At 68.6% G+C, this 23239-nt stretch carries 25 protein-coding genes; 15 read left to right on the top strand and 10 right to left on the bottom strand.

The window, feature by feature from the left end; all coding sequences use genetic code 11:
• Window positions 1-43 precede the first annotated feature (43 nt).
• Window positions 44-421 (top strand): VOC family protein, encoded by a 378-nt coding sequence (locus AC1D1G_RS10525; RefSeq protein ID WP_009477597.1) that lies wholly within the window; start codon window positions 44-46, stop codon window positions 419-421.
• 28 nt (window positions 422-449) lie between these two features.
• On the opposite strand, the gene dmpG is transcribed toward AC1D1G_RS10525, so the two are convergent.
• Genes dmpG through AC1D1G_RS10510 form a run of 3 tightly spaced genes read right to left on the bottom strand, consistent with a single transcriptional unit; the run spans window position 450 to window position 3239 of the window.
• Window positions 450-1496 (bottom strand): 4-hydroxy-2-oxovalerate aldolase, encoded by a 1047-nt coding sequence (dmpG, locus tag AC1D1G_RS10520; protein WP_283334966.1) that lies wholly within the window; start codon window positions 1494-1496, stop codon window positions 450-452.
• 44 nt (window positions 1497-1540) lie between these two features.
• A complete protein-coding gene (locus AC1D1G_RS10515; protein ID WP_009477595.1) occupies window positions 1541-2443 on the bottom strand; it encodes an acetaldehyde dehydrogenase (acetylating) in 903 nt (300 codons plus the stop codon).
• Window positions 2444-2453: 10 nt separating this feature from the next.
• Window positions 2454-3239, bottom strand: coding sequence for a 2-keto-4-pentenoate hydratase (locus AC1D1G_RS10510; RefSeq protein ID WP_477951976.1), 786 nt, complete (start codon window positions 3237-3239; stop codon window positions 2454-2456).
• Window positions 3240-3386: 147 nt separating this feature from the next.
• On the opposite strand from AC1D1G_RS10510, the gene kstD reads away from it, so the two are divergent.
• The 3 genes from kstD to AC1D1G_RS10495 all read left to right on the top strand — a co-directional run bounded on the left by kstD (window position 3387) and on the right by AC1D1G_RS10495 (window position 6660).
• On the top strand, window positions 3387-5105 hold the full coding sequence (gene kstD, locus AC1D1G_RS10505; RefSeq protein WP_283354708.1) for a 3-oxosteroid 1-dehydrogenase: 1719 nt from the start codon (window positions 3387-3389) through the stop codon (window positions 5103-5105).
• On the top strand, window positions 5095-5961 hold the full coding sequence (locus AC1D1G_RS10500) for a MaoC/PaaZ C-terminal domain-containing protein (protein ID WP_477951973.1): 867 nt from the start codon (window positions 5095-5097) through the stop codon (window positions 5959-5961). Before kstD ends, AC1D1G_RS10500 begins: the two co-directional genes overlap by 11 nt.
• 198 nt (window positions 5962-6159) lie before the next feature.
• The gene (locus AC1D1G_RS10495; protein ID WP_477951993.1) at window positions 6160-6660 is read left to right on the top strand and encodes a C40 family peptidase; all 501 of its coding nucleotides are present in this window, start codon (window positions 6160-6162) and stop codon (window positions 6658-6660) included.
• Here the strand turns inward: AC1D1G_RS10495 and AC1D1G_RS10490 are convergent.
• From AC1D1G_RS10490 to AC1D1G_RS10470, 5 genes are read right to left on the bottom strand one after another with little or no spacing between them, the layout of a single operon-like run.
• Entirely contained in the window at window positions 6639-6965 is a 327-nt protein-coding gene (locus AC1D1G_RS10490) for a hypothetical protein (protein WP_317570280.1), read from the bottom strand. The two genes, AC1D1G_RS10495 and AC1D1G_RS10490, sit on opposite strands and share 22 nt — an antisense overlap.
• Window positions 6962-8191, bottom strand: coding sequence for a DUF58 domain-containing protein (locus AC1D1G_RS10485; protein ID WP_477951971.1), 1230 nt, complete (start codon window positions 8189-8191; stop codon window positions 6962-6964). The genes AC1D1G_RS10490 and AC1D1G_RS10485 overlap by 4 nt, the downstream gene beginning before the upstream one ends.
• Window positions 8188-9144, bottom strand: coding sequence for an AAA family ATPase (locus AC1D1G_RS10480; RefSeq protein WP_283354704.1), 957 nt, complete (start codon window positions 9142-9144; stop codon window positions 8188-8190). The genes AC1D1G_RS10485 and AC1D1G_RS10480 overlap by 4 nt, the downstream gene beginning before the upstream one ends.
• Entirely contained in the window at window positions 9141-9623 is a 483-nt protein-coding gene (locus tag AC1D1G_RS10475) for a hypothetical protein (protein WP_280779032.1), read from the bottom strand. The genes AC1D1G_RS10480 and AC1D1G_RS10475 overlap by 4 nt, the downstream gene beginning before the upstream one ends.
• Entirely contained in the window at window positions 9605-10579 is a 975-nt protein-coding gene (locus AC1D1G_RS10470; protein ID WP_477951969.1) for a DUF4129 domain-containing protein, read from the bottom strand. Before AC1D1G_RS10470 ends, AC1D1G_RS10475 begins: the two co-directional genes overlap by 19 nt.
• A 115-nt stretch (window positions 10580-10694) precedes the next feature.
• On the opposite strand from AC1D1G_RS10470, the gene AC1D1G_RS10465 reads away from it, so the two are divergent.
• Window positions 10695-12011: a TrpB-like pyridoxal phosphate-dependent enzyme gene (locus tag AC1D1G_RS10465; RefSeq protein WP_477951967.1), complete on the top strand. Its 1317-nt coding sequence runs from the start codon at window positions 10695-10697 to the stop codon at window positions 12009-12011.
• A 43-nt stretch (window positions 12012-12054) separates the two neighbouring features.
• Here the strand turns inward: AC1D1G_RS10465 and zapE are convergent, their stop codons facing one another.
• Window positions 12055-12972 carry a cell division protein ZapE gene (gene zapE / locus AC1D1G_RS10460; RefSeq protein ID WP_477951965.1) on the bottom strand — a complete coding sequence of 306 codons (918 nt, stop codon included), beginning with the start codon at window positions 12970-12972 and terminating at the stop codon, window positions 12055-12057.
• A gap of 78 nt (window positions 12973-13050) precedes the next feature.
• Between zapE and AC1D1G_RS10455 the strand changes: the two genes are divergently transcribed.
• The 7 genes from AC1D1G_RS10455 (at window position 13051) to AC1D1G_RS10425 (ending at window position 19278) form a co-directional block, all read left to right on the top strand.
• Window positions 13051-13629: a TetR/AcrR family transcriptional regulator gene (locus tag AC1D1G_RS10455; RefSeq protein WP_477951963.1), complete on the top strand. Its 579-nt coding sequence runs from the start codon at window positions 13051-13053 to the stop codon at window positions 13627-13629.
• Window positions 13630-13690: 61 nt separating this feature from the next.
• On the top strand, window positions 13691-14938 hold the full coding sequence (locus AC1D1G_RS10450) for a DUF6986 family protein (RefSeq protein WP_477951962.1): 1248 nt from the start codon (window positions 13691-13693) through the stop codon (window positions 14936-14938).
• Between the two features lie 87 nt (window positions 14939-15025).
• Window positions 15026-15169 (top strand): hypothetical protein, encoded by a 144-nt coding sequence (locus AC1D1G_RS10445; protein ID WP_317570286.1) that lies wholly within the window; start codon window positions 15026-15028, stop codon window positions 15167-15169.
• Entirely contained in the window at window positions 15166-16098 is a 933-nt protein-coding gene (puuE, locus tag AC1D1G_RS10440) for an allantoinase PuuE (protein ID WP_105420936.1), read from the top strand. Before AC1D1G_RS10445 ends, puuE begins: the two co-directional genes overlap by 4 nt.
• Window positions 16099-16108: 10 nt before the next feature.
• Window positions 16109-16822 (top strand): GntR family transcriptional regulator, encoded by a 714-nt coding sequence (locus AC1D1G_RS10435; protein WP_283354697.1) that lies wholly within the window; start codon window positions 16109-16111, stop codon window positions 16820-16822.
• Window positions 16823-17000: 178 nt separating this feature from the next.
• Window positions 17001-18539: an NCS1 family nucleobase:cation symporter-1 gene (locus AC1D1G_RS10430; protein WP_283334906.1), complete on the top strand. Its 1539-nt coding sequence runs from the start codon at window positions 17001-17003 to the stop codon at window positions 18537-18539.
• Window positions 18540-18549: 10 nt separating this feature from the next.
• Window positions 18550-19278: an aspartate/glutamate racemase family protein gene (locus AC1D1G_RS10425; RefSeq protein ID WP_477951961.1), complete on the top strand. Its 729-nt coding sequence runs from the start codon at window positions 18550-18552 to the stop codon at window positions 19276-19278.
• A 3-nt stretch (window positions 19279-19281) separates the two neighbouring features.
• Here AC1D1G_RS10425 and AC1D1G_RS10420 read toward each other — a convergent pair whose 3' ends face one another.
• Entirely contained in the window at window positions 19282-19845 is a 564-nt protein-coding gene (locus tag AC1D1G_RS10420; protein ID WP_283354696.1) for a helix-turn-helix domain-containing protein, read from the bottom strand.
• 141 nt (window positions 19846-19986) lie between these two features.
• Between AC1D1G_RS10420 and AC1D1G_RS10415 the strand changes: the two genes are divergently transcribed.
• The 3 genes from AC1D1G_RS10415 to AC1D1G_RS10405 are packed head-to-tail and all read left to right on the top strand — an operon-like array spanning window position 19987 to window position 23178.
• The gene (locus AC1D1G_RS10415; RefSeq protein WP_477951960.1) at window positions 19987-21369 is read left to right on the top strand and encodes a uracil-xanthine permease family protein; all 1383 of its coding nucleotides are present in this window, start codon (window positions 19987-19989) and stop codon (window positions 21367-21369) included.
• Complete coding sequence (locus AC1D1G_RS10410) at window positions 21350-22414, top strand: isopenicillin N synthase family dioxygenase (protein WP_477951958.1); 1065 nt, start codon at window positions 21350-21352, stop codon at window positions 22412-22414. Before AC1D1G_RS10415 ends, AC1D1G_RS10410 begins: the two co-directional genes overlap by 20 nt.
• The gene (locus AC1D1G_RS10405; protein ID WP_477951956.1) at window positions 22411-23178 is read left to right on the top strand and encodes an alpha/beta fold hydrolase; all 768 of its coding nucleotides are present in this window, start codon (window positions 22411-22413) and stop codon (window positions 23176-23178) included. Before AC1D1G_RS10410 ends, AC1D1G_RS10405 begins: the two co-directional genes overlap by 4 nt.
• Window positions 23179-23239: the final 61 nt, after the last annotated feature.

Below are 23239 nucleotides of genomic sequence, written 5' to 3'. Positions count from 1 at the left end.
GTGCCGTCGGATTCGGCGGTTCCAGCCGAACCGGAGGCGTGCCATGACAGGCCGAATCGTGCACTTCGAGATCCCCTTCGACGACGGTGACCGCGCACGAGCGTTCTATCGGGACGCATTCGGGTGGGCCATCGCCGAGATCCCCGACATGGACTACAGCATGGTCACCACCGGACCCGTCGGTGAGAGCGGCATGCCCGACGAACCCGGTTACATCAACGGCGGCATGATGCAGCGCGGGGAGGTGACCACTCCCGTGGTCACCGTCGACGTCGAGAGCATCGAATCCGCCCTCGAAAGGATCGAATCCCTCGGTGGCAAGACCGTCACCGGCAGGACCCCCGTCGGGAACATGGGATTCGCCGCGTACTTCACCGACTCCGAGGGCAACGTCGTCGGGCTGTGGGAGACCGCCCGCTGACCCGTGAGTACTTATCAACCGCCCGACGTTAAGAAGTACTCACGGGCGGCGCAGCCGCAGCCCGCTCGCGCTGCAGTTCGAGCGCGATGTCGATGAGCTGGTCTTCCTGGCCGCCGACGAGCTTGCGCTTGCCGGCGCGGACGAGGAGTTCGGCGGACGAGACGCCGTACCGCTCGGCCTGACGTTCCGCGTGCTTGAGGAAGCTCGAGTAGACGCCGGCGTACCCCATCATCAGCGCCTGGCGGTCGAGGAGGCATTCGGCGGGCATCGCCGGACGCACCACGTCCTCGGCGGCGTCGGCGATCGCGAAGAAGTCGATCCCCGTCTTGACGCCGATCTTGTCGCACACGCCGACGAACGCCTCGACCGGCGCGTTACCGGCGCCGGCGCCGAATCGTCGTGTGCTGCCGTCGATCTGCTTTGCACCTGCCCGCACGGCGGCGATCGAGTTGGCCACACCGAGTCCGAGGTTCTCGTGACCGTGGAAACCCACCTGTGCGTCCGAGCCGAGTTCCTGCACCAGCGCCTCGACGCGGTCCGACACCTGCTCGAGCACGAGCGCGCCTGCGGAGTCGACGACGTACACGCACTGGCAGCCCGCGTCGGCCATGATGCGGGCCTGCTTGGCGAGCTTTTCCGGTGCGATCGAGTGCGCCATCATCAGGAAGCCGACGGTCTCGAGACCGCGGTCGCGAGCCAGCCCGAAGTGCTGGATGGACACGTCCGCCTCGGTGCAGTGCGTGGCGATGCGGCAGATCGAGGCGCCGTTGTCCTGGGCGACGATGATGTCGTCCTTGATGCCGAGCCCCGGCAGCATGAGGAAGGCGATCTTCGCGTTCTTCGCCGTGTCGACGGCGATCGAGATGAGTTCCTGCTCCGGGACCTTGGAGAACCCGTAGTTGAACGAGGACCCACCCAGTCCGTCGCCGTGCGTCACCTCGATGACCGGGACCCCGGCGTTGTCGAGCGCACCGACGATGGCCCGGACCTCCTCACCGGTGAACTGGTGCCGCTTGTGGTGCGAACCGTCCCGCAGGGAGGTGTCGGTGACGCGGATGTCCCAGCTGCTGCTCATATTTCCCGTCGCTCCGCTCGCCCCGTCGAAATGAACCATTGTGCTCATGCCTCCACACTCAGGAGCTTCTGGGCGATCTCCTCGCCCACCTTGGTTGCCGCTGCGGTCATGATGTCGAGGTTGCCCGCGTACGGGGGCAGGAAGTCGCCTGCGCCCTCGACCTCGACGAACGTGGTGACCGTCGCCTGCCCGCCGGACACGACGCTCGGGTCGTCGAATTGCGGTTCGTTGAGCAGCCGGTAGCCGGGGACGTACTGCTGGATGTCCGCGACTACGCGGTGGATGGAGTCGGTGATGGCGGCGCGGTCGGCGTCCTCGGGGATCGCGCAGAAGATCGTGTCGCGCATGATCATCGGCGGGTCGGCCGGGTTGAGGATGATGATGGCCTTGCCGCGCTGCGCTCCGCCGATGGTCTCGATGCCGCGGCTGGTGGTCTTGGTGAACTCGTCGATGTTGGCGCGGGTGCCCGGGCCTGCGGAGACGGACGCCACCGACGCGACGATCTCGGCGTACGGCACGTCGACGACGCGGGAGACGGCGTACACGATCGGGATCGTGGCCTGCCCTCCGCACGTGATCATGTTGACGTTGGGGGCGCCGAGGTGTTCGCGCAGGTTCGCCGGTGGGACCACGGCGGGTCCTACGGCGGCGGGTGTCAGGTCGACGGCGCGGATGCCGGCGGCCTCGTACCGCGGTGCTGCCTCCCGATGCACGTACGCGGACGTGGCCTCGAAGACGAGATCGGGTTTCTCCGGCTGGTTCAGCAACCAGTCGACACCCTCGGCAGACGTTTCCAGTCCCAACTTGCGGGCCCGCGCCAGGCCTTCGCTCTCGGGGTCGATCCCGATCATCCACCGGGGTTCGAGCCACTCGGATCGCTGCAGCTTGTAGAGCAGGTCGGTGCTGATGTTGCCCGAACCGACGATCGCCACACTTGCCTTGGTCATGAACAAACTCCTACTTGAACTGCAGGGATACGGAGCCGAGCCCACTGAACTCGGCGCGGAAGTGATCGCCCGGGTGCGCGTCGATGGCGCGGGTGCACGAGCCGGGCAGCACGATGTCGCCGGCCTTCAACCGGACGCCGAAGCTTTCGACCTTCTGCGCGAGCCAGGCGACGGCCGTCACCGGGTTGCCGAGCACGGCGTCGCTGCGTCCCTCGGCCTTGATCTCGCCGTTGCTGGTCAGAACGGCGTCGATGGATGTGATGTCGATGTCCTCGGGCCGCACCCGGTTCTTGCCGAGCACGAACCCGGCGGACGACGCGTTGTCGGCGATCGTGTCGGGCAGTGTGATCTTCCAGTCGGTGATCCGGCTGTCGATCAGCTCGATGGACGGTGCGAACGCCACGGTGGCGTCCAGGACGTCCTGCTCGGTGCAGCCTGCGCCGGGGAGGTCGGCGCCCAGCACGAATGCGACCTCGACCTCGACGCGCGGGAAGCAGAACCGCGCCGTGTCGACGGGCTGGTCCTCGAAGACCTCCATGTCGGCGAGCAGGTGGCCGTAGTCGGGTTCGTCGACGCCCATCATCTGCTGCATGGCGAGGGACGACAGGCCGACCTTGTGCCCGACGACCTTCGCGCCGTCCTGCAACCGGCGGCGGATGTTGATCAGTTGGATCTCGTAGGCGTCGACGACGTCGATGTCGGGATGGTCCGCGGTCAGGGGGCCGATGGGAGCGCGGCCACGTTCCGCGGCGTCGAGCTGATTCGCCAACTCGGTGCGTAGTTGCGTCGAGAGCATGGTTGAGGACCTTCCCTGAAGTTCGTTTGCGTGCGCACGCCCACCGGTTTCCACTGCAACGTGTTTCGTTCTTGTTTGTTGGCGTCAGTAATACTTCCTGGCAGAAAGGATGGACTGACAACCCCATCATTCTATAACGTGTTCTACATGAGCAAGCACGAATACGACATCGTGGTCGTCGGTAGCGGTGCCGGTGGAATGACCGCGGCCCTCACCGCGGCACACAAGGGACTCAGCGTCGTCATCCTCGAAAAGGCGCCGCACTTCGGCGGCTCCACCGCGCGCTCCGGCGGTGGCGTGTGGATCCCGAACAACGAGGCGCTGATCGCCGCGGGGGTCGAGGACACCACGGACGCCGCGCGGACCTACCTGCACAGCATCATCGGCGACGTCGTCCCGAAGGACCGGATCGACGCCTACATCGACCGCGGCCCCGAGATGCTGTCGTTCGTGCTGAAGAACAGTCCACTGAAACTGCAGTGGGTGCCCGAATACTCCGACTACTACCCCGAGGCCCCCGGCGGACGGCTCGGCGGACGGTCCGTCGAGCCGACACCGTTCGACGGCAGGAAACTCGGCGCCGACCTCGCGAAGCTCGAACCCGATTACGTCAAGGCGCCGTCGAATTTCGTGATCACCCAGGCCGATTACCGCTGGCTGAACCTGCTGATGCGCAACCCGCGCGGTCCGCTGCGCGCAGCCCGGGTCGGCCTCCGCTTCCTCGGCGCCAAGCTCACCGGGAAGCGGCTGCTCGTCCGCGGTCAGGCGCTCGTCGCGGGACTGCAGGCCGGGCTGAAGGCCGCCGGCGTCCCGATCCTGCTCGACACCCCGCTCACCGACCTGTATGTGGAGGACGGCGTGGTCAAGGGCGTCAACGCCACGGTCGACGGACAGCCGCAGGTGTTCCGGGCACGCCGCGGCGTGGTGATCGCGTCGGGCGGTTTCGAGCACAACGACGAGGCCCGCAAGAAGTACCAGCGAGCACCGATCGGCACCGAATGGACCGTCGGCGCGAAGGCCAACACCGGCGACGGCATCTGGGCGGGCGAAAAGCTCGGCGCCGCGCTCGATCTGATGGAAGACGCCTGGTGGGGCCCATCCATCCCGCTCACCGGCGGCCCGTGGTTCGCGCTGTCCGAGCGGAGCCTGCCGGGCTGCATCATGATCAACGAGTCCGGCAAGCGCTTCGTCAACGAATCCGCACCGTACGTCGAGGCGACGCACGCGATGTACGGCGGCACGCACGGCCAGGGCGACGGACCGGGCGAGAACGTTCCGTGCTGGCTCGTCCTCGACCAGCGTTACCGCGACCGGTACGCGTTCGCCGGAGTCACCCCACGGTCCCCGTTCCCCGGTCGCTGGCTGAAGGCCGGTGTCATCGTCAAGGCGGGCACCGTCGCCGAGCTGGCCGGGAAGATCGGCGTGCCGGTCGACGCGCTCACCGAAACGGTCTCACGTTTCAACACTTTCGCCCGCAACGGCAAGGACGAGGACTTCGGCCGTGGTGAGAGCGGGTACGACCACTACTACGGGGATCCCCGCAACAAGCCCAACCCGAGCCTCGGGGCGCTCGAGAAGGCGCCGTTCTTCGCCGTCAAGATGGTCCCGGGCGACCTCGGCACCAAGGGCGGTCTCCGCACCGACCGCAACGCCCGCGTGCTGCGGGAGGACGGCAGCACCATCGAGAACCTCTACGCGGTGGGCAATGCCAGCGGCCCGGTGATGGGCCACACCTACGCCGGACCCGGCGCAACCATCGGCCCGGCGATGACGTTCGGCTATCTCGCGGTACTCGATATCCTCGACAAGACCTCGCAGGCCGATTCCCCGACGTCACTCACCGGAGACACCACCAATGCCCATTGATCCGAACATCGCCATCGGAGCCGAACTGCCCGTTCAGGAGTTCTCCTGGACCAGTTCCGACGTGCAGCACTACCACCTCGCTCTCGGTGCCGGATCCCGTCCGCTGGACGAGAGGGAGTTGCGGTACCTGACCGACGGTAAGCCGCAGGTGCTCCCCACGTTCGCCACGGTGGCCGCGACTTTCCACGCCACCGAAGCCCCGCGAGTGTCGTTCCCGGGCGTCGAGATCGACCTCGCCAAGGTGGTCCACGGCAGCCAGGAAGTGACCGTGCACCAGCCGATTCCCCCGGAGGGCAAGGCCCGCACCACCACCCGCATCGCCGAGGTGTGGGACAAGGGCAAGGCCGCCGTCATCGTGCAGGAGTCGACGACCACCGACCTCGACGGCACCCCCCTGTGGACCGGGCGGTCGTCCATCTTCGCCCGCGGTGAAGGCGGTTTCGGCGGTGAGCGCGGGCCGTCCCAGTCCGTCGAACTACCCGACCGGCCTGCCGACGTCGAGGTCGACACCCCCGTCCTTCCGCAGCAGGCGCTGATATACCGGATGTGCGGCGACCGCAACCCCCTGCATTCCGACCCGAAGTTCGCTTCCGCCGCAGGGTTTCCCGCCCCGATCCTGCACGGCCTGTGCACCTACGGAATGGTGTGCAAAGCGGCCGTCGACGCAGTGCTCGACTCGGACGCGTCGCAGGTCGCGGGCTTCCGAGGGCGGTTCGCGGGCGTAGTTTTTCCCGGCGAGACGCTGCACACGCGGATCTGGCGGGACGAGGGCAGGCTCCTCATCTCGGCCACGGTTCCCGAGCGTGATCATGCTCCGGCCCTGGCCGACGTGGTGCTGACCCTGGCCCAGGGGTGACAGTTACCGACATTTGACCGAATGTGCCCAGTTCGGACGGATATTCGCGAATATCAGGCACGATGCCGCAACACTTTGTACGCTTTCCGTGACCTCATCGAGACGTGTCAACCGATGGTCGGGGCGGTTCCACGGCTCTCCACGAGCAGTAGCGAACAAAGGGGGGACCTCGTGTCCCAGCGCAGACATCTCCGTCCCGTGCGGCGCGCTGCCGTTGCCGGTGCTCTCGCGTTCTGCGCGACCGCCCTCGTCGCTTTCCCCGCGAACGCCGCGCCTGTGGCGGGCAGTTCCGACAGCGGCAGCACCGGCGGCAGTTCGATGGGTTCGTCCGTTCTCCCGACACCCATTCCCACCCCGACCGGGCTGGCCGCGCTCGCGGCCGCGACGACCCAGACGGGCAAGCCCTATCTGTGGGGTGGGACGGGTCCGGACGCGTGGGACTGCTCGGGGCTGGTGCAGTGGGCATTCCGGCAGACGGGGGTGAATCTGCCACGCACCACGTGGGAGCAGGCCGAGGTCGGCGCACCCATTCCGCTGTGGGCGCTGGCTCCCGGCGACATCGTGGTGCTCAACCCGGACGCGTCGCACATCGGTATCTACGCGGGCTTCGGTCAGGTCTTCAATGCGTACGGACGCGGCGTCCCGGTAGGTCTGGCGCCGCTGTCGCAGTTCCACATCTATAGCATCCGCCGGTTCTGACTCTCGGTCGTGCGTCTGCCGACGTACGGCCACACCGCGACGAGGAACAGCACCACCACCGCAACCGGCCCGAGCAGGGACGCCCACGCCGGGCCGTCCGGCAGTGTCGCTGCCAGACCGGCGGCGGCCGCCGTGACGACCGCGCCCAGCAGTAGCGTCGAGATTCCCGGTGCGAGGCCGGTGTACGCGACGAGCAGCAGTGCCGTCGCGGCGACCCCCGCGGCGGCGGCCGCGAGCGCCGACGCGTCGCCCAGGACGAGCGCGATCAACGCTGCCTGCACCGCGACCACCGCGACCCATCTCATCGGAGTGCCCCCGACGGCCGGCGGGCACGATCGGCGAGGGCCAGCGCCAGATCCAGTGCGGAATCGTCGTCCCACGCCACCACCGGAACACCGAGCACACCCATGTTCCGGTACATGTTCCGCCGCTCGAGCCGCCACATCCTGCCGGTCATCGCATCGAGTTCGTACTCGAACGGCGGGCCGCGCAGCACGTCGACGGCCACGACGACGTGACCGCGCCGCCTCAACTCCAGCAGCGACAGCGCGAAGTTGGTGTCCAGCATGGTGGAGAACGCGATGACCACCGCCCGCGGCGGCAACGCGACCCGCGGGACGAGTGTGCCTTCGGCGGCGCCGGCGTCGGAGTCGGAGTCGAGGACGGTGTCGAGGATTCGGTAGAACTGCCTGCGTCCGATGTCGGCGCCGAGCCATCGCAGCCGGAGCCCATGGGCGACGACCCCGGCGCGGTCGCCGCGCTGCAGGGCCGTCTGCACCACCTGCGTGGCCCCGCGCACGGTCCGGTGCAGGCTCTGCGACGCCGGGCCCGGTGCCTGCGGGGTGGTGTCGAGTACAGCGACGACGTCCGCGGCGCGGTCCATGATCCGTTCGGTCACGTGGAGCCGGCCGCGCCGGGCACTCACCGGCCAGTTGACGCTGCGCAACGGATCCCCCGGCGCGTGCGGCCGGATGTCCCCGAACTCGACGCCCGAACCGAATCGGCGGGTGCGGTGCGCGCCGATCCGGTCCGGAAGTGTGGCGTGGGGCAACGGAGTCGGCATCGGCGGCGCCAACGGGAACACTCGCAGTTCCGCGACGGGAACCGGCAGCGACGCCGTGAGCAGGCCGCCGCCTGCACGTGCCGTGACCGTCAGTGCGGGTTCGTACCGGCCCCACCGGTCCGCCGACACCACGTAGTCGCCGTCGTCGATCTGCTCGACCGTGTAGCCGTCGGACGGCGTCGGTGCCACTTCGAGTTCCGCCGCACCACCACACGTCGTCACGTCCACCGAGAAGTGCACGGACTCGGATTCGAAACACCGCAGCATGCGAGCCGACGCCTCGACGCGGACGCCGGTGGCCGGGCGGGGTAACCACATCACCGTGCCGAGCGCCCCCAGCATCGGGGCAGCGAACACGATCAGTTCCCACCACCGCCCCACGACACCCGCCGTCAGCGCCACGGCCGCGCAGGTCGTCAGAGCGAGGGCTGCCGGCGACGCCCGCCACGTCAGCCGGTGCTCCGTCATCGTGCCCTCGGCGCGGGGAGACGACGCAACAGTTCCGCGAGGACGTCATCGCTGCGGATGCGGCGCACCCACATCTCCGGGCGCAGGCTGATGCGGTGCGCGACAGCGGGAACGGCCAGGGCCTTGATGTCCTCGGGTATGACGAAGTCGCGGCCCGAGAGGAGAGCACGCGCCCGCGCGAGCTGCACGAGGTCGAGTTCCGCGCGGGGGCTGGCCCCGACCTCCACCTGCGGGTGATGCCGGGTGGCATTCGCGAGCGCGACGACATACCCGAGGACGTCGTGATGAACGCTGACCTGCTCGAGCGATTCGCGCATCGCCAGGAGGTCGGCCGCATCGACCACCTGCTCGACGACGACGGCGGCGGATCCCCGGTCGAGCCGCCGGCGCAGCATCTCGTGCTCGTCGGCCTCGGTGAGGTACCCCAGCCGCAGGCGGAGCGCGAACCGGTCCAGCTGCGCCTCGGGCAGCGGGTAGGTGCCCTCGTACTCGATGGGGTTGTCGGTGGCGAGCACGATGAAGGGACGCGGCAGGATCCGGGTGGTGCCGTCGACGCTGACCTGCCCTTCCGCCATCGCCTCGAGCAGTGCGGCCTGGGTCTTGGGCGGGGTGCGGTTGATCTCGTCGGCGAGGAGCAGGTTGGTGAAGATCGGACCCGGACGAAACTCGAAGCGCCCCGACGGCATGTCGTAGATGGTGGCGCCGAGCAGGTCGGCGGGCAACAGGTCGGGGGTGAACTGGACCCGCGTGAAGTCCAGCCCGAGCGCGGCAGCGAACGATCGTGCCACCAGAGTCTTTCCGAGCCCGGGCAGATCCTCGATGAGCACGTGCCCGCCGGCGAGTACCGCGAGCAGGATCGACGTGAGTTCGTCGTGCTTGCCGACCACCGCCCGTTCGACCTCCGCCAGCACCGCGTGGGCGCGCGCGGTGGTGACCTCGGCGGGCATCGTCACAGCTGCTCCAGCCGTTGCAGGATCCGGTCGAGCACGTCCCGGCCAGGACCGGGTGCGGCCCTGTCGGAGCGCTGCACGCACTCGGGATCGACCCACTGCCACAAGTCGCCGAAGAACACCTCACCCGCGGCCGCGGTGTCGGCGGGGTCGAGTCCCTGCCGGTGTCCGGTGGACTGCTGGAACTCGCGCGCCAGGAGCGGACGCAGATGGTGATCCCAGTCGCCGCGCGTGCCGTCCGCCCAGCTGATCAGTGATTCCGTCCGCGCCATCCAGCGGGCGGTCGCCTCGGCTCGTTCGGCCTCCGTGCCCAGCGGCTGGTCGTCGACGTCCCCGGGTGCCAGGCGTCGTCGAATCTCGAAGAGCACCAGCGCGGTCACCGCTCCCGCGACCAGTACGGCCGCGCTGTACCGGCCGGCGGCAACCAGCGGGACCTCCACGGCCAGCACGGCCCCGACACCGGCTACGGCGACGGCGAGCACGCGTCGCTCCCCAGGTCGTCGAGCACGCGCCGGAGCAGATCGGCGGCCTCGTCACGGTGCTGTTCGCCCATCGGATGCAGGCTGAACCGCGCCTCGGAGAACAGCCGCACCAGCGGCGCCGCCGCCTCGAAGCGCAGCGCTCCGAGTTGCACTGCGCGAGCCAGCACTTCGGATGGGGTGTCCGACTCCCGCGGTTCGGCGCCCGGCGCCTCGCGCAGCGCATCCTCCATGGCGGCGTAACTGGCGATGATGGCCTCACGCGGCGGCAGGCTCGGGGCCACGACCACGGCGAGACCTTCCTCCGCCGCCCGGGCCAGCGACTGCGAGGCAGCCGGATCGTCGGGGGAACTCGCGGCGGTCCAGCCGCCGACCCGGGCCCGGAGGGGGCGCCGGGCCACGGCGCCGAGGATCAGCACGGTCACCAGTATCGGACCGGCAATCGCTGCCGCGGTCCACAATTCCGTCAGGTCGTCGCGGGCCTCGTCCACCATGTCGGGCGGTGGGCGTGTGTCGGCGGGCACGGACGCGTCGGTTCGGTCGGCCCCGTCGTCGGTGGTCGGGCTTGCCGTCGACCGCTGACGGTCGAGCGGCTCGTCACCGCCGACGGACCCGAGGAGGAATGCCGCGGTCACGAGAAGCGCGGCGAACGCCGCCCATCCGAGAATGTGCCGGCGCGAGACCGAGGACCCGGTGTTTCCGGTGAGCCCGACCGGCGGCGGGTCGGGTGCGACCCTCGGCCGACCGCTGCGAAAGGCGGACGCGAGCGCCACCACCGCGACGACGACGGCGATCGCCGAGAGGATGATGAGAGCGCGCGTCGCACCTGCGCCCGGCTCCGACGGTGTCGCGGGGGTGTCGGGCGCGGGGACCACCCGGACGGCAAGGGTGACCGTCACGACGGCCGCCAGCAGGGCGACCGTGTGGACGACCCTGCTTCGCACGCGACGGTCCGGCATCCTCACTCCCGAGTTGCCCCTCCATCGTGACACGCGGGGACCGGGAAAATCACCCGTTCACGGCGGCGGACAGCGCAGCATGTTCGGGACGTATCCATCCACGAAGGAGTTCTACTTGACCACGTCCCCGGTAACCGGAGCCGAACTGGCTCGATCGCTGGAACCTCTGGGGGTTGCGGTCCCCTCGGCCGTACCCACGCACTGGTACAACCTTGCCGCCGATCTTCCGGAACCCGTTCCGCCGCATCTGCATCCCGGCACACGTGAGCCGCTCGGACCGGAAGACCTGGCACCGCTGTTCCCCGCGAGCCTGATCGAGCAGGAGGTCGCGACGGAACGGTACATCGAGATCCCCGAGACGGTCCGCGAGATCTACGGCATGTGGCGGCCGTCGCCGCTGGTGCGCGCACGCCGCCTCGAGCGGGTGCTCGGCACACCGGCACGGATCTACTACAAGTACGAGGGTGTCAGCCCGGTCGGATCGCACAAGCCGAACACGGCTGTGGCACAGGCCTATTACAACGCACTCGAGGGCACCACCAAGCTCACCACCGAGACCGGCGCGGGTCAGTGGGGCGCGTCGCTGTCGTTCGCCGGCGCCCTGCTCGGCCTCGAGGTGGAGGTCTGGCAGGTTCGCGCCTCGTTCGACGCCAAGCCGTACCGTCGACTCCAGATGGAGGCCTACGGCGGCATCTGTCATCCGTCGCCGTCCGACCTCACCGAAGCCGGCCGGGCCATCCTGGCCGAGCATCCCGACACCACGGGTTCGCTGGGCATGGCGATCAGCGAGGCCGTCGAGGTGGCCGCCAACGATCCCGGCGCGCACTACTCGCTGGGCAGCGTCCTCAACCACGTCATGCTCCACCAGACCGTGATCGGCCAGGAAGCGATGGTCCAGCTGGAGGAGGCGGGCGAGCCTGCCGCGCACACGGTATTCGGTTGCGCCGGAGGCGGTTCCAATCTCGCGGGACTGACGTTCCCGTTCCTGGGTCGCAATCTGCGCGAGGGCACCTCCACCCGCCTCGTCGCGTGTGAGCCTGCGGCGTGCCCGTCGCTGACGCGGGGCGAGTACCGCTACGACTTCGGTGACGTCGCCGGTCTGACGCCGCTGTTGAAGATGTACACCCTCGGCAACGACTTCGTTCCGCCCGCCATCCACGCGGGCGGTCTGCGGTACCACGGCATGTCGCCGATGGTCTCGCACGCCGTCGCCCTCGGGCTGATGGAGGCGACCGCGATCGAACAGGACGACGCACTCGCCGCGGGCCTGCTCTTCGCCCGCGCGGAAGGCATCATCCCGGCGCCGGAATCCACGCACGCCGTGGCCGCGGCCATCGAGCACGCCCGCACGGTCACCGAGCCGGAGGTCGTGGTCATCGGACTGTCCGGCAACGGCCAGCTGGACCTCCCCGCGTACAGCCGGTACGTCTGATCGATTCACCGAGGCGGACCCACGTACGGGTCTGCCTCGGTGGTCACCGGCTCAGCGTCGACAGCCTGCTCACCAGCCGGTCGAAGTCGAGGGTGTCGTCGAGCCCGGCGAACACGTCGTCCCACGAGGCTTCGGCCACCAGGGTCAGGGCGGTTCCCCGGTCGTACAGCACGTCGACGACGTTCGCGAACCGCCGCACGGTCTCCACGCCTGCCTCCCGCAATCGGGGCACACCGGTGATCACCCAGCATCCGAACCGCTCGGACAGGTCGAGGTAGTCGGCGGGTGCGGTCGGGGTGCCGCACAGCACCGCGAACTCGAACCAGACCGTGCGGTCCCGCACCGCGGAGGCCGTCACCGTGCGGGTCCCGACGGTCAAGGCGACGCGCTCGGACAGTGCCGGAGGCTCGGTGTCGGAGGCACGGACGAAACGTCCGGAAGCGAACCCGGCGTCCGCCGTGGCCACGGTGCGGTAGTCGACGGGACCGGCCACCCGCACGACGGTCAGATTCTGTTCCAGCACGGCGATCGACGGCGCGAACAGGTGATGGAACAGCGGATTCGGCAACAGCCCGTCCGGTGGATAGTTCGATGTGGCGACCAGCGTGATCCCGCGGGTGAACAGGACCTTCAGCAGTCGCGCGACCAGCATCGCGTCCCCGACGTCGTGCAGGTGGAACTCGTCGAAGCACAGCAGCCGGACATCCCCGAGTGCCGCGTCGATCGCGAGGTCGATGGACCTCAGCGCGTGCGCGTCGGCGTGGAGTCGGCGGAAGAACGAGTGGAAGTGCACGCGCCGCTTCGGGACCGCGGCCGACCCGTAGAAACGGTCCATCAACCACGTCTTGCCACGTCCGACGGGCCCCCACAGGTACACGCCGCGAACTCCGGGCCTCCCCTGCCCCAGGCCCTCAGCGGTCTCGTGCAGGACGGCCGCGGCCGCGCGCTGCGCGTCGTCCAACAGAACCTCTACATCCACAGAGGAAACACTACGAATGTAGAGTCTCGGGCGACAAGCCGATGTGAGGAGGAAGACACCGTGCCCGAGCGGCGTGAGCAGATAGCCGACGCGGCGATCACGATCATCGCGCGCGAGGGCATCCGCGCGCTGACGCATCGGGCCGTCGACCGCGCACTGGATCTGCCGGGCGGGTCCACGTCCTACTACTTCCGCACCCGGCGAGCCCTGATCGAATCCGCCGTGCGCCGGCTCGCCGAACGCTCGCGGCAGGAATTCGCGACCACGACGGCCCCACCACTCGACCTCGCATCCGTCGCCGAGGGCGTGGCCCGGTCGCTGGACCGGCTGCTGCACACCCGCCACGACGACGTCGTCGCGCGGCACGCGCTGACCGTCGAACTGTCCGGTGACGCCGACCTGCACGCACTCCTCGCGACGTGCCTGTTCTCCCGTGCCCGCGCCACCGAAATGTTCGACGCTCTCGGCGTCGCCGACCCCGAGAACGCGGGCGCGGACTTCGTCAGCGTCGTCGAAGGCCTGGTCTTCGACCGTTTCGTGGGAGCCCGGTCACTCGACGGCATCGAGCCAGGCACCGATCGCAGCGTGCGGCAGCTGGCCCGCGCCGTCGAGTGGTATCTGCGCGGTGTGACGGCCTGAACGAACGCCACCCGGCGGGGTGTGGACGACGAGAATCCCGCGTTTCTGCCAAGATCGTGGCGTGAACCCCCAGTACCTCAGCCGTCTCCCCGACAGCGGTTTCGACCGCGTCGACGCACTCCTCGATCCCGTCGACACCGACCTCGCGGACGCCTTTCCGGGTGATCGGCAGCAACCGCAGCCCGTCCACACCGTCTACGTGAGTGCGGCGGACGCCGGACCGGACACCCCGAGGGTGTGGGGTGAGCAGGCTGTCGAACTGCTGGACAGGCACTCGAATGCGCTGTCCGAAATCGGAACGACCGGTGCGCTTCCCGACGTCCGCACGATGCTCGAGCACCGTCCGATCATGGATCTGCGGATCGATTTCGAGGACGGCTACGGCTGGCGGAGCGACGACGTCGAGGACGCGGCTGCACTGGAGGCGGGGCGCACGCTGCGACTGCTCTCGTCCGACCCGTCCGGCCCGCGGTCGCTGGGCATCCGCGCGAAGGGTCTGGCCCCGCACGAGCGCCGCCGCGGGATCCGGACGCTCGAACTCGTCCTCGAAGGCGCGGGTGGGGTTCCCGACGGTTTCGTGTTCACGGTGCCGAAACTGCGTGCGGCCCAGCAGGTCACCGCCGTCGTCGCGTTGTGCGAGGAACTCGAGCGCGCGTACGGGCTCCCTGACAGGTCGCTGCTCTTCGAGTTGCAGATCGAGAGCCCGCAGGCCGTGCTCGGACCCGACGGCACCGTGACTGTCGCGAAGGCCATCCACCTCGCGGACGGGCGCTGCACCGGATTGCACTACGGCACTTACGACTACAGCGCGGCCTGCGGAATCGCGTCCCGGTTCCAGTCGCTCGAGCACCCGGTGGCCGACCACGCCAAGTCCGTGATGCTGGTGGCGGCGGCCCAGACCGGGGTGTGGGTGTGCGACGGATCCACCCAGGTCATCCCGCAGGGCAGCGACGAGGAGATCCGCGCCGCGCTGGCCCGGCACTACCGACTCGTCACCCGCTCGCTCGAACGCGGGTACTACCAGGGATGGGACATGCATCCCGGGCACCTGATCACCCGCTGGCTCGCGACGTTCGACTTCTACCGCGCCGCGCTGYCCGCCGCGGCCACCCGCGTGCAGGCGTACCTCGACCGCCAGGGTGGCGGGGTGATGGACGAACCGGCGACCGCACAGGCCCTCGCGACGGTGATCCTGCGGGGACTGGCGTGCGGTGCGTTCGACGAGGACGCCGTCCGCGCGCAGGCCCCCGGATGCACGGTGGACACCCTGCGCGACCTCCTCACCCGGGCGGTGGTTCCGGGGAGCTGAGCACCTCGCCGCGCACGAGGACCGCCCGCAGCACCCACTCCGACGCCCTACACTTGCCCCCACGCCGATCAGGAGGTAGCCGCACCCGTGAGCCCGAACACCTTGACCGCGCCCAGCTTCCACAGTCCGCCCCCGGGCGAGGCGAGCGTCCGCGAACGGGACGGCGGCACGGCGCGGTTACGCCTGTGGGGTTCCCTGACCGAGGCCGGTCGGGCAGGCTTGGCATCATGACCCACGGTTTCGACTCCAGCTACCCACGCGACCTGGTCGGATACGGGCAGCACCCGCCCGATCCGCAGTGGCCGGGCGGCGCGAAGATCGCCGTCCAGTTCGTCCTCAACTACGAGGAGGGCGCCGAGAACAACGTGCTCCACGGCGACGAGGCGTCGGAGACGTTCCTGTCCGAGATGGTCGGGGCCCAGCCGTTCCCGAACCGGCACATGAGCATGGAATCGATCTACGAATACGGGTCCCGCGCCGGACTGTGGCGCGTACTCCGGGCGTTCGAGCGACGAGGGCTTCCACTCACGATCTTCGCGGTGGCGAAGGCGATGCAGCGGAACCCCGAGGCCGTCAGTGCCTTTCGCGAACTCGGACACGAGATCGCCTGCCACGGTCTGTGGTGGAAGTCGTACCAGCTCTCCGACGAGGACGCCGAGCGCAAGGACCTGGCCGAGGCCGTGGAGATCCTGCGCGACCTCACCGGCGAGGCACCGCTGGGCTGGTACACCGGCCGCGACTCCCCGCTCACCCGGCAGCTGGTCGTCGAGCACGGCGGCTTCGAGTACGACTCCGATTCGTACGCCGACGACCTCCCGTACTGGGTGAAGGTCGATGCCCCCGGGAAGGGCCTCGTCGACCACCTGGTGGTGCCGTACACCCTCGACACCAACGACATGCGGTTCGCGTCGCCCGGCGGTTTCCCGAGCGGCGAGCAGTTCTTCGCGCACCTGCGGGACGCCTTCGACGTCCTGTACGCGGAGGGAACGGCCGGGGCGCCGAAGATGCTGTCCGTGGGTCTGCACTGCCGCATCGTCGGCAGGCCCGCCCGCACCGCGGCGCTGGAACGTTTCCTCGATCACGTGCAGTCCCACGACGACGTGTGGGTCGCCCGGCGCATCGAGATCGCCCGCCACTGGCGCGCCGTACACCCCGCCTGAGGACGGACCGATGCCCCCGCGACGACCGTCGATGCTGGTCACGAACCTGGCCAACCGCGATCCCGGCAGCTCTCAGACCGTGATCCTGGAGGAGTTGCGCCGAGTGATCCTCAGCGGCGGCGCCCCGCCCGGCACCCCGATCCCGGTGGACGAGGTGGCCGAGCACTTCGGCGTCAGCCGCATTCCGATCCGGGAGTCGCTGAAGACGCTGATCGGCGAGGGGCTCGTCGACCACCGGGCCAACGCCGGGTACACGGTCGCCCGGCTGACCGTCGACGAACTCGAGGAGCTCTACCTGGTGCGGGGCGTCCTCGAGTCGGCGGCGCACTCCGTGGCGATCACCCTCGCCGACGAGGCCGACGACGCCCGGGCCCGGGAGACGTACGCGGCACTCGACCGCTCGGTTCTCGAGGACGATCTGACCGCGTACCACCGGGAGAGCCGCAACTTCCACCTGGCCCTGGCGTCGCCCTGCCGGATGCAGCGACTGCTGCACATGTTCGAATCGGCGTGGAACATCACCGAGCCGGTGCAGCCGATGTCGCAGGTCGGGACGCCGGCGCGGCTGCAGCTCCACCTCGGGCACCGGGACATGCTGGCGGCGTTCCTCGCCCGCGACGCCGCCGCGTTGAAGGCGGCCACCGACCGGCACAACGAACAACTCGACACGGTGATCGCCGCCCTCCCCACGGACACCGGAATCTTCCGGGACACGCCCGGGTAAGCCGTCCGGCAAGATATATTCTCAGCTCGCACCGGCGCCGGCGAGAATATATCTTCGCCGTCACAGGCAGGAAATATCCGAAAACTACTTTTGCTCCCAGCACTTCGGTGGTGTGCTTTTCACCGAGGCACCCTTACGTCGACGCAGTCGTGTCCGTACTGCACCAGGGAGCAAAACGATGACTCAGACAGCGCCCTCCAACGAGGGGGAAACCGTCCCCGGTGCACACCTGGCCGGCGCCGGGCTGATCAAGCCCGGCTATCACCCGAGACTCACCAACGACGATCTCGCGCCGCTGAAGACGCAGTCGTGGTCGTCCTACAACATCTTCGCGTTCTGGATGTCCGACGTGCACAGCGTCGGCGGCTACGTCACCGCGGGCAGCCTGTTCGCGCTCGGGCTGACCAGCTGGCAGGTCCTCGTCGCGCTGGTGGTCGGCATCGCGATCGTCAACGTGTTCGCGAACCTGGTGGCCAAGCCCAGCCAGGTCACCGGTGTCCCCTACCCGGTCATGTGCCGCAGCGCCTTCGGCGTTCTGGGCGCCAACGTCCCGGCCATCATCCGCGGTCTCATCGCGGTGGCCTGGTACGGAATCCAGACGTACCTGGCGTCGCATGCGTTCGTGATCCTCGGCCTGAAGATCTGGCCGGGTCTGGCGCCCTGGGCGGACGTGCACGAGCACGGATTCCTGGGACTGTCGGCGCTCGGCTGGGCCGGGTTCATGACGATGTGGGTGCTGCAGGCGCTGGTCTTCTGGCGCGGCATGGAGAGCATCCGCAAGTTCATCGACTTCTGCGGTCCCGCGGTCTACGTGGTGATGCTGATGCTCGCGATCTATCTGATCAGCGAGGCCGGATGGTCGAACATCAGCCTGAACCTCGGCGAGGTGAACTACACCGGCTGGTCCGCTGTGCCTGTGGTGCTGGGCGCGATCGCCCTTGTCGTGTCGTACTTCTCGGGCCCGATGCTCAACTTCGGCGACTTCTCCCGGTACGGCAAGACGTTCGGCGCGGTCAAGCGCGGCAACTTCCTCGGCCTCCCGGTGAACTTCCTGTTCTTCTCGATCCTCACCGTCGTCACCGCCTCCGCGACCCTGCCCGTGTACGGCCGTCTGATCACCGATCCCGTCGAGACGGTCGCGCAGATGGACAACCTGTTCGCCGTCGTCCTCGGCCTCCTCACCTTCATCGTCGCCACCATCGGGATCAACATCGTCGCCAACTTCGTCTCCCCGGCCTTCGACTTCTCCCACGTCAGCCCGCAGCGCATCAGCTGGCGTACGGGCGGAATGATCGCCGCCGTCGGATCCGTCCTGATCACACCGTGGAACCTGTACAACAACCCCGAGGTGATCCACTACACGCTCGAGACGCTGGGGGCATTCATCGGACCGCTGTTCGGAATCCTCATCGCGGACTACTACCTGGTGCGCAGGCAGCGGGTGATCCTGGACGACATGTTCACCATGTCCGAGAGCGGAACATACTGGTACAAGAAGGGTTACAACCCGGCGGCGATCATCTCCACCGTCATCGGAGCCCTGGTCGCGATGATTCCCGTGATCCTCAAGGCCCAGCCGTTCGGACTCGACGTCTGGGGCATGGCGGGTGCGGCCCAGTACTCGTGGTTCCTCGGCATGGGTGTCGGATTCGTCTGCTACCTCGGGTTGTCCGCCGGCGCCCGCCGTGCGAATCGCACGGCCCCGATCGAAGCGTAGGTCGACGAACGTGCACATCAAGATCATCAATCCCAATACCACCCAGTCGATGACCGACAAGATCGGCGACTGCGCGCGCTCCGTCGCGGGGCCGGGGACGCTCGTCGAGGCGGTGAGCCCGCAGATGGGTCCCGCGTCGATCGAGAGCCATTACGACGAAGCACTCAGCGTCCCCGGGCTTCTCGAGGAGATCGCACGTGGCGAGACGGCCGGCGTGGACGGCTACGTGATCGCCTGCTTCGGCGACCCCGGCCTCGACGCCGCCCGTGAGCTGGCTTCCGGGCCCGTCCTCGGGATCGCCGAGGCGGCCATGCACGCCGCGAGCTTCCTCGGCCGCGGGTTCAGCGTCGTCACGACGCTGGGACGAACCCGGGGCCGGGCCCGGGAACTGGCCGAACGGTATGGGATGCAACGCTTCTGCCTCGGTGTGCACGCGTGCGAGATCGCCGTCCTCGACCTCGACCGCGATCCGGATGCGGTGAAGGTGATCACCGAGGCCTGCCGCGTCGCCCTCGACCGGGACGGTGCGGACGCGATCGTGCTGGGGTGCGCAGGCATGGCGGACCTGTGCGCCGTCATCTCGGCGGAACTCGGGGTGCCGGTCGTCGACGGCGTGGCGGCGGCCACCCTCATGGTGCAGTCCCTCGTGACGCTCGGTTTGCGAACCGGCGCGGGTGGAGAGTTCGCGGCTCCCCTGCCCAAGAAGTACACCGGACTGCTCGAGGGTTTCGGCCGCTGACGGTCAGAAGGACGGCGGGGTGCTCGTGATGAGGAACCGTGCCGGTTCCGCGGCGTCGTTGAACCACCGGTGCGGCACGGTGGCCGGGTAGTACAGAGTGTCTCCCTTGTCGAGCACGTAACTCTCCTCGACGCCCACTTCCACGCGCACGCTGCCGTCGATGACGTAGATGAACTCCTCGCCGGCGTGTTCGGTGTGCTCGCCGGCCTGCGAACCCGGTTGCGCTGTCACCTCGTTCGGTTCCATCGCGCGCACGCCCGTGGAGCAGAAGCGGAGCACGGCGCCGTCCGACAGCGCGAAGCGTCTGCCCTCGCGGCTGCGCACGAGGCTGGTCGGCGTCCGCGCGCCCTGTTCGAGCAGGGCGTGTGCCGTGGTTCCCAGCACCTGGGCCACCCGGTGGAGATTCATGACGCTCGGCACCGAGTGGCCGTTCTCGGCCTGACTCAGGAACGGCTGCGACAGTCCCGTTTTGGCCGCCACGTCGCGCAGGGTCAGTCCCGCGTCTCGCCGGGCCGATCTGATCGCGGTGCCGATGGCGACGGCCAGTAGGCGTTGATCCTCGTCCATGAGGCGAACGCTAGCACCGTGTTTCGCGGAATCCGCGACTGATAACACGGACGAAACGAAATTGACCCTGCTTAGTAAAGATTGGCGTGCTCAATAGAACGTGAACTCGAACGCTCCCTTCACTCGGACGGAGATCGACCCATGTCCTTCCACGCAGTCGACCAGCGCCTGCCCTTGGTGCGGCAGGCGGCCTTCGGTCTGCAGCACGTGCTCATCATGTACACCGGCTGCATCACCGTTCCGCTGGTCTTCGGTGCCGCAGTAGGACTCGACAAGTCCACCGTCGCGTTGCTGATCAGCGCCGACCTTCTGGTCGCCGGCATCATCACGATCATCCAGAGCCTCGGAGTGGGGAAGCTGGCGGGCGCACGGCTGCCGATCGTCTGCGGCGCCACGTTCGCCGGGCTGACTCCGATGATCCTCATCGCCGAGGAATACGGACTGCAGGCGGTGTACGGCTCGATGCTCGCAGGCGGCCTCGTCGGACTCGCCCTCGCCGTACCCTTCGCGCGGCTGATCCGGTTCTTCCCACCGCTGGTCACCGGTGTCGTCCTGACCGTCGTCGGCATCTCCCTGATCGGCGTCGCCGCCGGCCTCATCGTCGGAAACGATCCGACGGCAGACACTTTCGCGGATCCCGGCAACATCATGCTCGCCGGTGTCGTCGTGCTCGTCGCGATCGCCTTCCTCTGCCTCGGCCGCGGGATCTGGACCCAACTCGGCGTGCTCCTCGCCCTCGTGATCGGCACGCTCGTCGCAATTCCGATGGGCCTGATCGACTTGGGCGGCGTCACCGGCAGCCCCTGGTTCGGCATCACCGCCCCGTTCCACTTCGGGGCACCGGAGTTCCCGATCACGGCGGTGGTGGCGATGAGCATCGTGATGGCCGTGGTGTTCGCGGAGTCGACGGCGAGCATGCTGGCCCTCGGCGAGATCACCGGAAAGCCGCTCACCAAGGGCGACGTGGCCCGCGGCCTCGTCGGCGATGCGCTGTCCGGCGTACTCGGCGGCATCTTCAACGCGTTCGTCGACACGATCTTCACGCAGAACGTCGGAGCCGTCGCCACCACCCGCGTCCACAGCCGGTACGTGACGGCCACCAGCGGTGCCATCCTGATCGTCCTCGGGCTGATCCCGAAGATGGGCACCGTCGTCGCGGCCCTGCCCGCGCCGGTCGTCGGCGGTGTCGGCATCATCCTGTTCTCGACGGTCGCGGTGGTGGGGATGAACACCCTCCGCAAGGTGGATCTCAGCGACCGGATCAACACCACCATCGTCGCGGTGTCGGTGGGCATCGGCCTGCTCCCCGAGTTCGCCGAGGGCATGTTCGAGCACTTCAACTCGTCCGCCCAGATCCTGCTAGGCAGCGGCATCACACTCGCCGCCATCTCCGCGTTCTCCCTGAACCTGCTGTTCAACCACACCCGGATCGGCGCCACCGCGCGCGCCGCCTCCGCACCCGTCATTGCGGCCGATCCCGTTCCCCCGACCTCCGAGGAGCCGCATGTTGCCGCCCGTGCCTGAGCCGTTCGACGTCCCCGTCATCGACATCTCCCCCTACGTGACCGGCGGGTCCGACTCGGAACGCAATCGGGTGGCGCGCGAGATCGACTCCGCCTGCGCCACCGTCGGATTCATCCAGATCCTCGGTCACGGCATCCCCGAACCGGTGATCGAGGGACTCGCCGGCGCCGTCGACGACTTCTTCGCGCTGCCCCTGGAGACGAAGAAGACGTATCGCGTGGAGGGCGCCAACCGCGGGTACAGCCCGCCGAAGAGCGAGTCGCTCAGCCTGAGTCTGGGCGTCGAATCGGCCACCCGGATGAACGACTTCTTCGAGGCCTACAACGTCGGAACGGAGGCCCGGTCGTTCCCGGACCTGGACCTGTCCGAGGCCGACTACGGACTGAACGTGTGGCCCGAGGTGCCCTCCTTCACCGACTCCGTCCAGGAGTACTACGCGCACGGCGAACGCGTCGCCCGCACCCTGACGCGGATCTTCGCCGACGCCCTTGGGCTCGATCCGGGTTTCTTCACCGCCCTGACCGACCATTCCATCGACGTCCTCCGCATGAACAACTACGCGCTGCCGGAAGGCAGTGTCACCCTGGACGGCGAACTGACCGGCATGGGTGAGCACACCGACTTCGGACTGGTCACGGTGCTGTGGGCCGACCGGGTGGCCGGGCTGCAGGTCCTCGGACGCGACGAGCGCTGGCACGATGTGAGCCCCGCGGAAGGCGCACTGCTCGTCAACCTCGGCGACCTCACCGCCCGGCTCACGAACGACCGGTGGATGTCGACGCTGCACCGGGTTACTCCGCCCGTCGTCGACGGAACGATCACGCGCCGCCGATCGGCGGCGTTCTTCCACGACGGCAACGTCGACGCGGTGATCGCGACCCTGCCGGGACTGTGCGAAAACGCCGACGACGGGTACGCGCCGGTGACGGTCCGTGAGCACATCAAGGCGAAACTGGCGGGTTCCCGTCACGGCAAGAAGAACACCGCAGCGGGGCGGGAGACCGAGCGGGTTCTCGCCGCCACAGAACGGGCGGCCGCCCGGTGAACCGTGGGCACGTCGTATTGATTCACGGCGCGTGGGCGGGCAGCTGGGTGTGGGACACACTTCTGGAGCCGTTGCGCGACACCGGGTACGAGCCGCACCCGCTCACCCTTCCCGGCGTGGGGAGCTGGCCGGACGGCGCGCGAACCGATCTGGATGACGTCACGGATGTGGCGGTGGCACACATCGATTCGCTGGACGGGCCCGTGTTCGTGGTCGGCCACTCCGGAGGCGGCATCGTGGCCACCCAGGTGGCCGAGCGCCTTCCGCACCGGATCGCGGGTGTGGCGTACGTCGCCGGAATGATGCTGCCCTCGGGAATCAACTTCGGCGACCTCTGCGCAGACCTGCGTCTGCCGGAACCGGTCGGGATCTCGGCCTGGCTGGAGTCCACCCCCGACGGATCCGGGACCATTGTGCCGCCGGAAGCCGCGGCCGCCGTGTTCTTTCACGAAGCGTCGGCCGGTGATGCGATCACTGCTGCCCGAAAGCTGCTGCCGCAACTCGAGACTGCACGTCTCATGGCCCCGACGTGGACGCCGGAGCGGTTCGGCTCCGTCCCCCGCCTGTACGTGGAGGCGACGCTCGACCGTTCGGTGCCGCTCGTGACGCAGCGTGCGATGCAGGACCGGGTGCCGGGCGCGCGGGTGGTGACGCTGGACAGCGATCACGCCCCGCAACTGTCGGCGCGCGGGGCCCTGGTCACGGCACTCGTCGACTTCTGCGCCTCGGTTGTCGCGAGACCTGTTTCTGCACAGGAAATCTGATGGAAACACGATCCCGCTATATTTCGGGGCACATTGCCCATGGCTGAAACGAGCAATGTGC

This window comes from Rhodococcus sp. P3_B8 (genome assembly GCF_056402775.1).
The sequence above is the reverse complement of the archived record's forward strand: the minus strand, read 5'-3'. Positions and strand labels throughout refer to the sequence as shown.